Consider the following 15,054-nt stretch of genomic DNA (forward strand, 5'->3'; position numbering starts at 1 on the left):
AAGTACTGTATTTTTAGGATGAAAAAGGTATTCTGAATATAAGAATAAATGTGAGTGCAAACTCCAACTACAGAATCATAAAGGCAAGTACGCCGAACTAGAACAGTTAACATTATGATAGAAATTACTTTAGGCTCTGCAATCATGTATTTTTTTGCGAGTCATGCTCTCGAAATTAAAGAAAAACCACGCGAAGCAGTTTATTACAGTGAGATTGCAGACTCACGACATCTATCTTATACAAAAAATCACCGTGAACCTGTAGCTATCAAGCCGGCTATCGAAAATCAGTTTAGAGGAATAGTCCGTCAAGCGTATGACTATAGTTGTGGTTCTGCGGCGTTGACGACAGTTCTTAATGGTCACGCTGGTCTAAATTTGACAGAACAACAAACCATGGAGGGATTGTTGCGATTTGGCGAGTATGATCGAATCATTGAGCGTAGAAGCTTTTCATTATTGGATATGAAGCGCTTCGTCACTGCTTTAGGTTATGAAAGTGGGGGTTACCGTGGTGAATTCAAAGACCTGATTAAACAGACACAACCTGCTATTGTTCCAATTCACTATGCAGGTTTTAAGCACTTTGTTGTATACAAAGCATATAAAGATGGAAGGGTTTATGTTGCTGACCCTGCATTAGGAAATATCAGTTTTGATGAAGCACGATTTAAAGAAATTTGGGAAAACAATACCTTATTTTTAGTGAACGTTCCTGAATCTCAACAGAAAGATCTATTGGCATTACAAGAAACAGATTTAAGACATGTCGATGATGCAACAATTAACCGTTACGCCTTAGTTGATGCACAATTTTCGTCAGATTATATGAATAAAATCGCAGATAAAGCCTCAACTATGCGTAAAGTATTAGATCTTGATCCCAAATCTCCAACGTATAATCAACCCATTACAACATATATGCGGCTTTACTATAAACGTAAGTAATTTAAATGCAATTAAATTGAATTGAAACAAAATCCAAATAATGAAGAATTGTGGTAGGAAGTAAAATGAATAATCAATGGACGAAAAGAACGCTACTCGCAATCAGTATTCAAATGATTGTCACAGGCGTCTATGCAGCACCCGAAACAGTTGAAGCTCCATCAGAAGAGAATATTTCTCAAGATACTCAAAATAATACTGAAAATAGTTCGGCGACCCAGCTTGAACAAGCACAATCAAGTTATACGGCAGAATCTACTGAAAATGTTGATGCAACACCTTCTCTTAAGCCAGGTGTTGAAGGGCAGGCTGCAAATGCGCTCCAACAAAAAGAAGGTGATGCGACGCAAGAGACTAACTTGCAGGAAGTTTTTTCCTCTAATGAGCGACAATATTCACTGATTAAGCGTGGTGAGTTTTCAACGTTCTATGATCTTGATTATTCGTACTATCGGGATTCACAAATAAATGCTTCGATCGATGAAGGACAGTTGTATCAACTTCGTATTGATGAAGATGCAAATCATACGATTACCAATACCATCACAGCGCAATATGGTTTAAGAGATAACATCACGCTAAACGCTTCAATTCCATTGGTTGCAAAGTCTGATAGTGTCAAAGATACGACCACTGCTGGTTTGGGTGATATTAGTTTAGGGGCGCGTTGGGAGCCATTTCCACTGAAAGAAGGTCGTTTGCCACTTATTTTGTTTGGTAATCTATCGACAAAAACAGGTGATAGCCCCTATGAAATTAATCCTTTGACGGATCTCTCAACAGGTAAGGGGTATTATTCAGTTGGTGTTGGTGCAAGTACAAGAAAATATATTGATCCAGTTGTATTGTTTGCGTCAGTATCAACAAATTATGGTTTTAAAGAATCTGGCTTAAATCAAATCCGAGGGGGAGGAAATACTCAAGGTGAAGGTTTAACTGGGCGTAACCGTGTTTTAGATACTTTTGAACCCGGTGTTACGGCTGGATTCTCGTTCGGGTTTGCATATTCATTTAACTATGATGTCTCCTTGACCATGTCTTATCAGCAATCGATGAACATGGGTACCAAATTTACATATGATACAGGTGAATATTACGAGCCTGTGACTCAGACCAGCTCTATGTTTGCGGTGGCACTCGGTGTACGTGTTAGTCCGAAGACGATTGTCAATGGAACGATAGGTATCGGTTTAACTGAAGACTCTCCAGATGTTTCTCTCGGCCTATCGTTCCCATTAGATATACTTGGCTTCGGTAAGAAAAAAGCAAGCTAAAGGAGTTCGGAAATGAGTCAATTCCGTTTGCATCCTTTAGTTACAGCAATTGTTCTGAGTGGATGTAGTACGCAAGTCTTTGCACACCTTGGGCAGAATTTATCTGTAGATGTACGCTCATTATCAATGGGTAATGCTGTCACTGCAGATCCACCCGGGATTAGTGCAATTCACTTTAACCCTGCGGGTTTAACCAAACTCAAAGGGTTACAAACCGACGTTCAAGGCTTAGTTGCTAATTTTGATATTCAGCGTGAATTTTCCGCGCCATCAGGTTATGACGTCTTTGGATATTCTGATGATCCATTAATCTGTAATGATGCGCTTGATAATCCATCAAACCTCTGTACTGATTTTAAGGATTCTGTGAGAGGTGATGTCGAGTACGCATCCTTATATATTCCTATATTGAAAAAAATGGTGGATTTAGGAGAAGGATGGCCAGTAGCAGCTCCAACTGGAGGGATCTCCTACAACCCACCAGGATCTAAGTTTACTTTCGCTACAGCAGTTTATGCACCAATGGTTGCAGGTTTCGGTGCAGAAGATGGTAATCCGGGTAACTTCATGGGGCAGCAAGTTGCCATGGAGCGTATTACATATTTATCACCATCGATTGCATATCAAGTAAATGATGAACTTTCAATTGGTGCTTCAGTGGGCATGTCTTATCAAGCCATTGCCATGAAAACAGATTTACGTTTTCCAAATGAAATGATTGGTCTTCTTCGGATGGTGGATGAGTCTGTCTGTGCCCCTTTCCGTGGAGGGAATGACAATATTGTCACGAATATTTTGTTATTCGGCTTATGTAATACCAATGAGGGCATGAATCCATTTTCAACTTTCGGGAAAATCAATGTTGAAATGGAGCAGAGTTTATCACCAAGCTACAACTTAGGTGTCTTGTGGGAACCCACTGAAGAGTTTGGTTTGGGGCTGGTTTACCAAAGCGGTGCTAAAATGCGCTTGAAGGGTAAATATATTGTAGAAAATGGAAACGCATCCCGAGAATTAATCAAAGGACTAAACTCCTCACCTACGGGGCAAGTTTTGGCAACCATACTTGGTTTTCCGAACTATGTACCTGCGATTGAAACTGGTCTAATGTCTATGGATTTAGAATATCCAGCACATTTCCAAGCAGGGATTAAGTACAAAGTATTCCCGGACTTACAGGTAAATTTCGATGTGGGATGGACTGACTATGCGGCTTGGGATAAGTTTAAATTTGAGTTCGATCGTCAAATTTCTGCTCTGAAAATTGCAAAACTGTTATCTAATGATGTAACAGACTCATCTTTATCTCTGCCTCTAGGTTTTCAATCTCCATGGAGTTGGGGCGTTGGCGTTGAATATTCTGCCAATGACCGTTTGAAATTCCGTGCTGGTTATGAACCTAGAACAAGTGCGATCCCAGATGGAAAGCGGAATACAATGGTACCGATCAATAATGCACAATTGTTTGGATTGGGTATTGGTTACCGTTTTGATGAAGATACAGATATTGATTTATCAGTCGGGTTCCTTCGTAGCCGCGATAGAATTCCAGCGGGATCAAGTAGCCTAGCCAATCTAGACGCCGTGGATAATTTATTACTTAATCCATATGCTGGCTTAAATGTATCGACGAATACCAAAGTTACGATTTTAGGTATAAATTATAGAACGAGATGGTAATGGACTTAAATCTTGAGCAATTTAAACAAATAAAGACAAGAGTAAGCCAGTCTCTCGGTTATGTCTTATGCGCAGGTTCTTTTTTAATATGTCCTACATTGAATGCCCAAGACTTTTACACAATTATAGGTCCAGATGGTAGACCGATTGTCATCGAAAGATCTGCATCTAGTGCTCAAAAAAACGAATCTATTAAAAATCGAAAATCAATTCAAAGAGAAAATGTTCAGCCAAAAATCATTCAAAAAAAACCAGCAGATGAGCCTAAAAAAATACTGGTTGAAATCGCTCAGCCGAGTATTAAAGCTCCTACAGCGAGCAAATCAGTTGGGCGCAGTCAAAATGACAATGTTGAACAATCAACAGTGAGTGTTGAAATAAAGACTCAAGATCAAATGACGAAAATTGATCTTGCACAGACTAAAGTCAATACGAAACATGAGCAGTCATTAACAAAAAATAAATCTACACACGATCAAAATTCTAAAGAAAAAGTTCAACGTGTTGAGCAGATTTCAGATAGCAAAAAAGCAGGTGGTTTACTGAAAGTTGAAACAGGAAGTCCTGTAACTCTGATTGATGGTGTTGAATACATTGATCATGAATATCTTGAGGATCATGAGTTTAATCTGGAAGGAAGAAAACGGTTTTATGTAGTTCCTGATACGCAGGGTGTAGGTGCAGCTCGTTTTGAAACGATTGAGCGTCAAAAAGGGATTGCCAAAGCCGTTTTATCTCAGTTCCTACAGCCGACAGAGCCTGCAGCGAAAGAAGCAATGGCTTTATCGAGTACGTACATGCGTATTGAAGCAAAAGATCTTGCAGAATCTCTGGAACATACATGTTTTCAAGATAAAAAAATTCAGAAAGCTAAGCGATTGAAGGGCGCTCAAAGTGAAATTGGTTTATGGCCAGTTGCGCCATTGAAAGAACGTTTTGCTTACGAGGTGGTGGAGTTAGATGAATCAATTGATCAGATTCAAATTCAATCATTTGCTTCATCTCAAAATAACCCAACTTTTTATTGGCCGATTGCAGTATTTTTGGATCAGCAAGGTTGCATTTTAGAGGGAGCGACTGGTTTTAAAAGTACAAATACTCAAGCCAACGTCACGACCTATTCTGCACTCGAAGGTATATTAAAAAAACCACCTCAAACACGATATTTATTACTCACCCCTTTAGTCGAATCAATTGATATTCAAAATCAAAAACTCGTGAATACTGGTCAGCTAAAGCTCAAGGCCATCAAATAAAAGAGAACTATAATGAAAAAGTCTAATATTATCCCATTCACGTTTTCCACGCTTTTTTTAGCATTGACTGGATGTGGTGGAGAGAGTGCTAAAATAAATGAAGATCCTAACCGTGGTTCCGTTACAACCTCTAATGGTTGTTTAACCTCAAATGATGCTAATTGTCTGGGATTTGTCTTGGACTATCCTGTAGAGGGACTAAAGTTCGATTGTAGTACTGACAAATTGAATCACTATCGAACTGAACTCGATCCTAATGTTGCGATTGGTTCATGCAAAGTGGGAGACAAAGTTACATTTTATATTCAGGGTGAAGCCAGTGCTCGAAAAATTGAGTTAGGGACGGTCGATTTAGGTTCAATTGTGCCTAAGAAAATGAGCGATGTTTATATTCAGATTGGTGTGCAAGATATGGCTCAAGGGCTAACTGGTAAGCCAATTGAAAATTTTAATATGTCCGATCCTACCTATAACGCAATGGTCGGAATTACACGAATTTTGCAAACATTAGGTGTAGATCAAATCAGTAATGTGCCTGGTGATATACAGCAAGTTGTGCTGTCAAAAGACAATTTGGATGGGCTTCAAGTGATCAGCCAAAATATAACGGCAAATGAGTTCAAAAATGGCAGTTATGTTCAGATCCTGAAACCATGGTTAGATGTCGATAAGGTATCAATTGATGATGCGGAAAAAGTAGCACAACAGATCATAAGAATGAGAAGTGTGGGTATTTATCAGGCCAATCACTTACTCTTTATTGGACAAAATACTAATTTCGCAGGGTTTCACGGCTCAAGCCTAAACAATAATCAAGCAATTGCTGATATGAGCGTAATTACTACGCGCGAAGGTTATGCGAGTGGTTATCTCTCACAGTGGAGAGGGAAACCAATTGTTACGGGTAGTAATACTTCAGAAGAGTTAGCACGAGTATTATTAATCAATCAAGTACCACCTGAAAAATTAGATGTCGTTTCTAATTCAAAAGATTGGTTGAATAATATCTCACAAAAAATACAAAAACCTTTAGTTTTTAAAAGTATTGAATCTTCAAATGACAAATTAGAAATCTATAAAGGAACTCTGTTTGGTCAATCCATTATTCCTGGTAATCAGTATGCTTATCAAGGATTCTTAGGCAGCAAGGATACACCTACAAGCACTGAGGTATATGGGGAGTGGCGTCAAGATGTCAATTCTGAGCGCTATACAGGTAAGCTTGATATTCTAAAATACAGTCCAGTGAGCTATTTAGATCGTAAAGTGTTCAAAACACGTAAAAATGTTGAAGCTGGGGATCAAATTATTTTCCCATTATACGCAGATTTAGTGTTTAACTTTAATGATAAAACGATTCCATCACAAACAGTGAGTATCGTCATTGATGAAAATGGAGATATACGAACCAATCGTACTGCATCGAGTTTAAAATCTACCACTTGTCCAAGCATTAAGAATACTTCAACCATGACCGATGAATTGGATGTTCAACAATTCATTATTGGTACGACAGGCACAACATATTCAACTGCAAATGATAAATCTCTGACAATACGTATGATTCTAGCGAATCCAATTTTTGGGAACCTAAATGGGGTCAGAGCTGGACTAAATAACAGACCAGACTTTGGAGTCGATTCTAATAGTGAACTTGTGTCATCTGGAGGTGTACGTTTAAATTTACAAAACTTAATCGTAAATAATGACATAAGAGCGGGTATTAATATCACGAGTTGGGATACTAAGGGCTCTACAGCCGCAGCTGAATGGGTGAATACGCATGCGACATACCAACACACGTACAATTCGATTCCAGAGAATAAACCAACGACTGAACAACTTAATCTAGCAAAGCTTAGAACAGGAACAATTGAAATTGCTTTAACACCTTGTTATCAAATAGGTCGAAAAGCTTAACCAAAAAAACTCCATCTTATGAGATGGAGTTTTTTTTAACCTGTTTGATCAAGTCGAGTACCTAAGGTCTCTAAGTGTGTAGGAAAATGATTCGATTTTCGGTCTTCAAAATAATGACGAAGCGTTCGTTCAACACTTGGGAAAGCTAAACTATCCCATGGAATCTCGTGTTCTTCAAATAAACGACTTTCGATGGTTTCTTCACCAGCTCCAAATTTACCTTCAACAAGGTGAGATTTAAATAATACGTAAATTTGACCAATACGAGGGATATTGTACATACAGTACAATTGCTCAATTTCCACTTCAGCTTCAGCTTCTTCACGAGTTTCACGAGCTGCACCTTGCTCCATTGTCTCGAAGAGTTCCATATATCCTGCTGGTAGCGTCCAAAGACCATAGCGCGGTTCAATCGCTCTACGACATAAGAGTACTTTATCTTCCCAAATCGCTAAGGCTCCACAAATGACCTTCGGATTCACATAGTGAATGGTCTTACAATGCGTACAGACTTGGCGTACTTTATGATCACCTAAAGGAATCTGTTCGGTCGTCGGTTGCCCACAGGCCGTGCAAAAAGGCATATGCTGTCAAGTAAAAATGAGATGATTCAGCATACCCCAAAAAAATAACTTTCGCATCATTTATAGCCTTATGCACAAAATTTCATATATGATGGGATGAGAATAAAAAAGAGAGATCGAGCTATTCAAGATGATGGATCATTCATTAACATTGCAACTGCAACAACACCTTAGGTTTTCTAAACGCATTCAAAAAGCTGATGCTGCAGTATTACTTGCAATCACTAATGAAGATGATCCTAAAATTCTGCTGACGCGTCGCTCTATTTATATGAATAATCATGCGGGTGAAGTGTCATTCCCAGGAGGAAAAAGAGATCCGAACGACACCAGTAATATTGTTGTTGCACTCCGAGAAGCGTGGGAAGAAACGGCTTTGAATCCGTTCGATGTAAAGTTGCTAGGTGATCTGCCTTCAGAGCGCTCGAAAGCGGGTGTTTTAGTAAAACCTGTGGTTGGATTGATACCGCCTAATGTGAAGCTTGTCCCACAACCTACAGAAATCGATCGTATTTTTTTTGCTTCAATCCGCGAAATGATGGATGCTCGCCCAACACCTTATGAAGTTCGATTGGCTAAGCAATCAATCTATTTTCCAAGTTTAAGAGTTGAGAATGAGGTGATATGGGGTCTTACAGCAAGGATCCTGATTTCGTTGTTTCAGTATGGCTTAAATTATAAAAAAAACTGGCCCTTTTTGCTCAATTCCCCAAGTTTTAAATCTTCAATTTTCAAACAACATTAAAATATTAAATGCATAGGATTGCTGCATATGATGTACAAATTTCAAGACAAAACCCCTTCAACGACGATTCAACCATGGAATGGATGGATTGCAGAAAATGCCACTGTGATTGGCGATGTTGAACTTGGACAAGAGGTGAGTGTTTGGTTTGGTGCGGTAATACGCGGGGATAACTGCAAAATTCGTATTGGTGATTTCAGTAATATTCAAGAAAATGCCGTCTTACACACTGATCCCGGCATTGAATTGAATGTTGGGCAATATGTCACCATTGGTCATCAAGCAATGTTACATGGTTGTACGATTGGAGATAATAGTTTGATTGGTATCAACGCCGTCATATTAAATAATGCTGTAATCGGTAAAAATTGCATTATTGGCGCGAATGCGTTGATTCCAGAAGGTAAAATCATCCCAGATAATTCATTGGTGATGGGCTCTCCTGGCAAAGTAATTAAAACATTAGATGAGTTTGCAGAAGCTAAACTCAAAATGAGTGCGATGCATTATGCGCATCATTTCAAAAATTTCACTCAGCTTGAAAAATTTGAATTTTAAATATAAGTGTTGAGATTGATACCAGCGTTCAATAATCACTAAATCTGAACAGATCTGCTCTCGCAGGAATAATTCGAGTGGAGTATGATTAGCACCATTTTTAACGATTTATAGGGGCATGCATGAAATTGCTTGCATTAGAAACTGCCAATGAGCAGTGCTCAGTTTCGTTAATTGATGAGAATCAAGTACTTTTTTATAAACTAGATGATCGTGCAAAAGCGCAGACCCAATCTATCCTCCCAATGATTGAAGCAGCTTTTCAGCAAGCTGAAGTACACGTTTCAGATTTGGATGCGATCGCTTTTAGTCGTGGTCCTGGCTCATTCAGCGGTGTGCGTATTAATGCAGCAGTCACTCAGGCACTTGCATGGTCACATGACGTGCCTGTGATTCCTGTTTCATCCCTTCAAGCTCTGGCACAGGCTGCTTATCGAATGTATCAACTGACAGAAGTTACGGCTGTACTTGATGCAAGAATGAGTGAGGTCTACATCGCAAGTTTTCAGTTAAATGCTCAAGGTTTAATGCAGTTGGTGGATGAAGAGCAATTATTAAATTATGAAAATGCTGCAGCCTATCAAAAGTTTCAAATGATTGGTTCGGGAACAAAATGTATTCATCCCGAATTAAATGATTATTCAAATGTCCAAGCAACTGCTGAGGATATAGCGACGATTGCACGTGAACATGCTTTAAAAAAACACTGGCTCAGTGCCGATCTCGCACTACCCGTTTATTTACGTGACAATGCGTGGAAAAAAATTCCAGAACAAGGCAAAGCATAATTAGGAATTTCTATGGATCTTTTACTGCTGCTTAAAGCGGCAATTATGGGTATCGTTGAAGGTATTACTGAGTTTTTACCCATTTCTAGTACAGGCCATTTAATTTTAGCCGCTGAACTCATGAATTTCTGGACCAAGGAAAAAAGTGATGTCTTTGTGATTGCCATTCAAATGGGGGCAATCGCAGCGGTTATTTATGAATATTGGTCGCGCTTATGGGGTGCTGCAACGGGTATGGTCACTGGCGAAGCACAAGGTAGAAGACTCGGATTTGGTTTAATCTTGGCTTCAATCCCAATTGTTGCAATAGGTTTGACCTTTGGGCAAACAGTAAAAGAGCTATTATTTAATAACTACGCGATTGCAATTGGCCTGATTGTGGGTGGTTTAATTATCATTTGGGTAGAAAAAAATCCCCCAAGAATACGTGTCAAAGAAGTTGAAGAGCTCAGTTATAAAGATGCAATTTGGATTGGTTTAATTCAAGTGCTCTCTTTGATCCCAGGTACATCACGTTCTGGTGCTACGATCATCGGGGCAATGTTTTTAGGCGTTTCCCGCAAAGCAGCGACCGAATTTTCATTCTTTCTTGGAATTCCAGTCATTATTGGTGCTGGATTATTAGATTTATATCAAAGCTATGATGTGTTCCAGACTGCTGAAGATTGGGCAGTGTTGACAACTGGGTTGATTGTTTCATTTGTCTCAGCTTTATTACTCATTCGAGCTTTGGTTGCCTATGTCGCAAAACGTGATTTTATGATTTTTGCTTGGTATCGAATTGCTTCAGGTTTAGTGATCCTTCTCTTTGCATTTACAGGTTGGAAATTATGGTAAGCGAAATACGCTTATTTGCTGAACGAGATTTTCTTGAGAAAGCACAGCATTTTAATGCTGTGCTTTCTTCTCGTGGGGTGCAGTCAACAATCGAAGAGGTTGAAAAATTGAATGCTCGATTTTTCAGACATCATCCTGAACTTGCGCTTTGTGTTGATCAAGATGGGTTGTGGCTGTGCGCACAGGGCATGCGTATGCAACCTGATTGGAAAGCCGAAGTCGGTCGCTTAAAACGTGCTAGCTTGAAATCTGAAATGATTGCAAGGGCATGCCAGTTATCTGAAAAACCTCAGCTCATTGATGCCACCGCAGGGCTTGGACATGACAGTTTATTGATGGCACATTTAGGGGCAAATGTTACATTAGTTGAACGACATCCAATTTTATATACTTTGTTAGAATCTACTCATCAACAAGCGAGTCTTGACCCATTTTTAAAGAGTGTTGTTGCGCGTATTCAGCTGGTTTTTTCAGATTCCGCTGATTATCTTAAGCAATGTGCGAACCAATTCGTCAATGCCGATGTGGTGTATTTAGATCCAATGTTTCCACAGCGCGACCAAAATCAAAATGCCATTAAAAAACAAGCGCAAGTTAAAAAACAAATGCAGCTGTTACATCTTCTGTTACCAGAAGATGGAGAGATGGATTTAGGTGATGAATTATTGGCATTGGCTCAAAGCGTTGCTAAGCGAGTTATTGTAAAGCGACCAAGGCATGCTGTTTATCTCAATGCACAAAAACCTGATCATCAATGGTTAGGTGATGCATGTCGCTTTGATGCCTATTTTCAAACGATTGTTTCTGAGTAGTTTGGTAAATGACTCAAAAATAATCGAAAAATTGTTATATAGTTAAAAGTAGCATTGATAATTATTTAACCGAGCATAAACTTAAAAAAGCTGATCCAAGCACCTACACAGTAATCTTATGATAGACCTTAAACCTTCAATTAACTTTTGGCATGATTTAAAAAGTAACCAGCTTGCAGGGATTTGGTTATTTTTAGGTTCAAGGAAATCACTACAGATTGTAAGGCCATCAATTCTTCAACTTATTTTTTGGGGAATTCTTGGAGGTTCAGCGAGCTCTTTATTTAGCTGGTTGTTATCGAATGGTGCTGGAGAATTTAATTCTCAAGGATTAGTGAGTTATGCGCTCTGGCCATTTATTGCTTTAATTGTTGGGATTTTCCTTTCACAGCGTACTAATAATCCACGTTTGATGTTAGTGCCAGCATTACTTTGGTTAGTACTAGACACACATATTGTTTTGATTCAGTGTCTTATCCAATATTATTTTAATAACTTTGACTATCAACCTAATTTCCTTGTTGATCATTTACAGCACATATTTTCTTTATTGTTTGTTTGGCAAAGTTTAGCTGTTGTTTGGGTTTTTTCGCGTGAATTAAAATGGCCTTGGTGGGAGCGACTGCTCATCATGATCGCCACGTTTTTTACACTTTTTGTGTGGCAGATTTCGTCACAAAGTCAACCAATTTGGAAGGTAGATGAGGCGCCTCCAAGTATTTCAGAACAATCATTTTACGCGCAAAGCAGATTATTAAATCAGGCGCTTGAACAGATCCAATTTGGAGAGTTCGCGAACTCGCATTGGTATTTTATGGGCGTAGCTGGTGCAAGTTATCAAGATGTATTCAAATTGGAAATTCAAAGATTTAAAGATCAATTTGATACGCGTTTCGGAACCTTTGGTCGTTCAATTGCGTTAATTAATAATCCTGCAACTCGCGAAGAATATCCAATTGCGTCAAAGACCAGTATTGATTTGGCATTGCAACGTATTGGCGCTCAGATGAATCGTGAAAGTGATGTCCTGTTTCTTTATATGACTTCCCATGGATTGAGTAACCAATTTCAAATGGAAAATACGCCAATTGATTTGGAAGACATAGATCCAAAATGGTTGCGCCAAACGCTTGATAAATCAGGGATCAGATGGAGAGTCATTGTGATTTCATCATGTTTCTCTGGTAGTTTTATTCCAGCGTTGCAATCGCCAGATACATTAGTCATTACTGCAGCTGCAGCAGATCGAGAGTCTTTTGGTTGTTCAAATGATGCAGACTCGACTTATTTTGGACGTGCTTTCTTTGATTTAGCGATGCGTGAAAAAAATAGCTTACGTGAAGCCTTTGAAGATGCATCAGTTAATATTGCACATTGGGAAAATGCACAAGGGTTTATGCCATCAGAGCCACAATGGGTCATTGGTAAGAATATGGAAATTATGTTGCCGCAACTTGAAAAGAGATTATTTCCTCAGGTGGGATTATCAACCGTAAGTAGTGAACACCAGAGTGATAGTGCTCAGTTTACGAATATGCGATGATGTTTAAAAATTAAATGTGTGAGGCAGTGCAATGGAATTGGTTCAAAAGAATAAATGTTTTGACGGTGAACAACGTGTTTATCAGATCAATTCAAAGTTTTTGAAAAATCCCACTAAATTTTCTGTATTTTTACCTTCACAGGCACTCGAAGGTCAAAAATGTATTGCGTTGTACTATCTTGCAGGTTTGACTTGTACTGAAGAAACTTTTGTCATCAAAGCACACGCACAACGTTTAGCTGCGCAATTGGGAATTATCTTGATTGCTCCAGATACATCGCCTCGTGGTGACGACGTGGCTGTCGGGGATTCTTGGGATATAGGGCAAGGTGCTGGATTCTATTTAAACGCAACTCAAGCACCTTGGGCTGAGCATTATCAGATGGAGTCGTATCTTATACAGGAGTTGTATCCTTTAGTTCTTACATCGTTTCCTGTACAGGATGATGGGATTGGTATTTTTGGTCACAGCATGGGAGGGCACGGTACACTCACGCTTGCTTGGAAGTATCCAGACTTATTCAAGTCAGTCTCAGCATTTGCACCGATTTGTGCGCCCTCAATTTGCCCATGGGGTGAAAAGGCATTTTCAGCTTACCTCGGAGAAGATCGTGAGTTATGGAAAGCACATGATGCGAATGAGCTCGTGAAAGCTAAGGGTGCTCTATATCACGAAGTTTTAATTGATCAGGGTGTTGCAGATCAGTTTTATGCTCAACTTAATCCAGCACTATTTGCTGAATCATGTAAAGCCGTAGGGCAAAAGCTCACATTGCGTGAGCACGAGGGTTATGATCATGGATACTTCTTTATCCAAAGTTTTATTGATGATCATCTGCAATTCCATGCTTTACAATTGCAAAATTAATCTCATTTGAATTTTAAGATATTCATACTTAAGTTCGTTATAATGTGTGCGATATCACATTTAAACCATGTTGAATGATGACATCTCTCGGGATGTCATTTTTTATAATCAGAGAAAATAATAATGAATTCATCAGAACACTCCGCTGAACAAGCACCCTTACCATTGATCAACGATCCATTTCCATTATCTGATGCAGATGAAAATCGACCGATTTATATGGGGAAAGTATTTAAATTTAAATTTCATGGCAATGCGATGGAGTACTTTGGCATATGGATCGTCAACATTCTGTTGACGATTGCGACATTGAGCCTATATGCGCCATGGGCGAAAGTACGTCGTTTAAGATATTTTTATAACAATACCGAATTTTTTCATCGCTTTTTTGATTTTACTGGTTTACCGACTAAAATTTTGATTGGTCGACTGATAGCCATTGGCATTTGGGCAATATTTGCGATTGCCTCATATATGGATATGACGATAGCAGCATTTGGTGGTCTGATTATTTATATCGCTCTTCCATGGTTGGTTCGTGCCACAGTACGATTTAATGCGCGCAACAGTAAATTTGGGAACAGTCGTTTTTATTTTTCTGGCACGAATAAAGAAGCCTATAAGCAATTTTTACTTGCACTTGCTATCACCATTTTCACATTAGGTATATTTAGCCCTGTCGCAATTTGGATTTATAAAAAATATACGCTTAATCATTTATATGTTGGACAACTCAAATTTCAATTAAACAATGACTGGCCCAGTTATATGCGAGCAGTATATGTTCCCATGATTCTCTTTGTATTGATTCTTATGCTCATTGGATTTGGTGGTTCGACATTATCAATACTCAGTGGTCATGGAATGGATATGATGCTGATGATGATCTTTGCCGTTTATGCGATTGGAATGTTGTTTATTGGTCCGTTAATACAGGCACGAATTTTTATTACTACGTGGAATAGCACAACACTCAACAGCAGTCAGTTTAAGACCAGTTGTAATCAATGGCGCTATGCATGGATTGTTGCGAGTAATTGGATCGCTAGAATCTTAAGTTTAGGATTATTGTCAGCATGGGCTGCTATTCGCATTTATCGATACCAAGTTGAGTCGATGAGCTTAGAATTAAATGATGATCCAAACCTGATGATGAATATTGCGCAAAGTGATCATAGTGCCATCGCGGAAGAAATTAGTGATATTTTTGATATTGATATTTCACTTTAGGAGTTAATTCA

14 protein-coding genes are annotated in these 15,054 nt (G+C 38.9%); 13 read left to right on the top strand and 1 reads right to left on the bottom strand.

Annotated elements, in window-relative coordinates:
- Window positions 1-114 precede the first annotated feature (114 nt).
- The 5 genes from filB (at window position 115) to filF (ending at window position 7,078) form a co-directional block, all read left to right on the top strand.
- Window positions 115-948, top strand: a complete 834-nt coding sequence (gene filB / locus AC1M85_RS03370; protein ID WP_481588027.1) for a putative pilus system C39 family peptidase FilB — start codon at window positions 115-117, stop codon at window positions 946-948.
- A 65-nt stretch (window positions 949-1,013) separates the two neighbouring features.
- Window positions 1,014-2,222 carry a putative pilus system protein FilC gene (gene filC, locus AC1M85_RS03375; protein WP_488213551.1) on the top strand — a complete coding sequence of 403 codons (1,209 nt, stop codon included), beginning with the start codon at window positions 1,014-1,016 and terminating at the stop codon, window positions 2,220-2,222.
- A gap of 12 nt (window positions 2,223-2,234) precedes the next feature.
- Window positions 2,235-3,902, top strand: a complete 1,668-nt coding sequence (gene filD / locus AC1M85_RS03380; protein ID WP_180000164.1) for a putative pilus system OmpP1/FadL family transporter FilD — start codon at window positions 2,235-2,237, stop codon at window positions 3,900-3,902.
- Window positions 3,902-5,158 (top strand): putative pilus assembly protein FilE, encoded by a 1,257-nt coding sequence (filE, locus tag AC1M85_RS03385; RefSeq protein WP_488213552.1) that lies wholly within the window; start codon window positions 3,902-3,904, stop codon window positions 5,156-5,158. The genes filD and filE overlap by 1 nt, the downstream gene beginning before the upstream one ends.
- Window positions 5,159-5,170: 12 nt before the next feature.
- Complete coding sequence (filF, locus tag AC1M85_RS03390) at window positions 5,171-7,078, top strand: putative pilus system protein FilF (protein WP_180000168.1); 1,908 nt, start codon at window positions 5,171-5,173, stop codon at window positions 7,076-7,078.
- Window positions 7,079-7,113: 35 nt separating this feature from the next.
- Here filF and AC1M85_RS03395 read toward each other — a convergent pair whose 3' ends face one another.
- Window positions 7,114-7,662 (bottom strand): NUDIX hydrolase, encoded by a 549-nt coding sequence (locus AC1M85_RS03395; RefSeq protein ID WP_035268253.1) that lies wholly within the window; start codon window positions 7,660-7,662, stop codon window positions 7,114-7,116.
- Window positions 7,663-7,792: 130 nt separating this feature from the next.
- Here AC1M85_RS03395 and AC1M85_RS03400 point away from each other — a divergent pair, with 130 nt between their 5' ends.
- From AC1M85_RS03400 to AC1M85_RS03435, 8 genes are all read left to right on the top strand, one after another.
- Window positions 7,793-8,407 (top strand): CoA pyrophosphatase, encoded by a 615-nt coding sequence (locus tag AC1M85_RS03400; protein ID WP_035268255.1) that lies wholly within the window; start codon window positions 7,793-7,795, stop codon window positions 8,405-8,407.
- Between the two features lie 27 nt (window positions 8,408-8,434).
- A complete protein-coding gene (locus AC1M85_RS03405; protein WP_035268256.1) occupies window positions 8,435-8,965 on the top strand; it encodes a gamma carbonic anhydrase family protein in 531 nt (176 codons plus the stop codon).
- 122 nt (window positions 8,966-9,087) lie between these two features.
- Complete coding sequence (gene tsaB, locus AC1M85_RS03410; RefSeq protein WP_092768604.1) at window positions 9,088-9,753, top strand: tRNA (adenosine(37)-N6)-threonylcarbamoyltransferase complex dimerization subunit type 1 TsaB; 666 nt, start codon at window positions 9,088-9,090, stop codon at window positions 9,751-9,753.
- A gap of 12 nt (window positions 9,754-9,765) precedes the next feature.
- Window positions 9,766-10,590, top strand: a complete 825-nt coding sequence (locus tag AC1M85_RS03415) for an undecaprenyl-diphosphate phosphatase (RefSeq protein WP_035268259.1) — start codon at window positions 9,766-9,768, stop codon at window positions 10,588-10,590.
- Window positions 10,584-11,402: a class I SAM-dependent methyltransferase gene (locus AC1M85_RS03420; protein WP_481595143.1), complete on the top strand. Its 819-nt coding sequence runs from the start codon at window positions 10,584-10,586 to the stop codon at window positions 11,400-11,402. Before AC1M85_RS03415 ends, AC1M85_RS03420 begins: the two co-directional genes overlap by 7 nt.
- Before the next feature lie 118 nt (window positions 11,403-11,520).
- Window positions 11,521-12,945, top strand: coding sequence for a C13 family peptidase (locus tag AC1M85_RS03425; protein ID WP_180028728.1), 1,425 nt, complete (start codon window positions 11,521-11,523; stop codon window positions 12,943-12,945).
- Between the two features lie 31 nt (window positions 12,946-12,976).
- Entirely contained in the window at window positions 12,977-13,813 is an 837-nt protein-coding gene (gene fghA / locus AC1M85_RS03430; protein ID WP_180028727.1) for an S-formylglutathione hydrolase, read from the top strand.
- Between the two features lie 219 nt (window positions 13,814-14,032).
- Window positions 14,033-15,043, top strand: coding sequence for a YjgN family protein (locus AC1M85_RS03435; RefSeq protein ID WP_228133269.1), 1,011 nt, complete (start codon window positions 14,033-14,035; stop codon window positions 15,041-15,043).
- The last annotated feature ends 11 nt before the right edge of the window (window positions 15,044-15,054 follow it).

This window comes from Acinetobacter sp. 24-47-64, from assembly GCF_057737055.1.

Coding starts and splice junctions, on each gene's coding strand:
- filB (WP_481588027.1), top strand. CDS start 115: ATGATAGAAATTACTTTAGGCTCTGCAATCATGTATTTTTTTGCGAGT.
- filC (WP_488213551.1), top strand. CDS start 1,014: ATGAATAATCAATGGACGAAAAGAACGCTACTCGCAATCAGTATTCAA.
- filD (WP_180000164.1), top strand. CDS start 2,235: ATGAGTCAATTCCGTTTGCATCCTTTAGTTACAGCAATTGTTCTGAGT.
- filE (WP_488213552.1), top strand. CDS start 3,902: ATGGACTTAAATCTTGAGCAATTTAAACAAATAAAGACAAGAGTAAGC.
- filF (WP_180000168.1), top strand. CDS start 5,171: ATGAAAAAGTCTAATATTATCCCATTCACGTTTTCCACGCTTTTTTTA.
- AC1M85_RS03395 (WP_035268253.1), bottom strand. CDS start 7,662: ATGCCTTTTTGCACGGCCTGTGGGCAACCGACGACCGAACAGATTCCT.
- AC1M85_RS03400 (WP_035268255.1), top strand. CDS start 7,793: ATGATGGATCATTCATTAACATTGCAACTGCAACAACACCTTAGGTTT.
- AC1M85_RS03405 (WP_035268256.1), top strand. CDS start 8,435: ATGATGTACAAATTTCAAGACAAAACCCCTTCAACGACGATTCAACCA.
- tsaB (WP_092768604.1), top strand. CDS start 9,088: ATGAAATTGCTTGCATTAGAAACTGCCAATGAGCAGTGCTCAGTTTCG.
- AC1M85_RS03415 (WP_035268259.1), top strand. CDS start 9,766: ATGGATCTTTTACTGCTGCTTAAAGCGGCAATTATGGGTATCGTTGAA.
- AC1M85_RS03420 (WP_481595143.1), top strand. CDS start 10,584: ATGGTAAGCGAAATACGCTTATTTGCTGAACGAGATTTTCTTGAGAAA.
- AC1M85_RS03425 (WP_180028728.1), top strand. CDS start 11,521: ATGATAGACCTTAAACCTTCAATTAACTTTTGGCATGATTTAAAAAGT.
- fghA (WP_180028727.1), top strand. CDS start 12,977: ATGGAATTGGTTCAAAAGAATAAATGTTTTGACGGTGAACAACGTGTT.
- AC1M85_RS03435 (WP_228133269.1), top strand. CDS start 14,033: ATGGGGAAAGTATTTAAATTTAAATTTCATGGCAATGCGATGGAGTAC.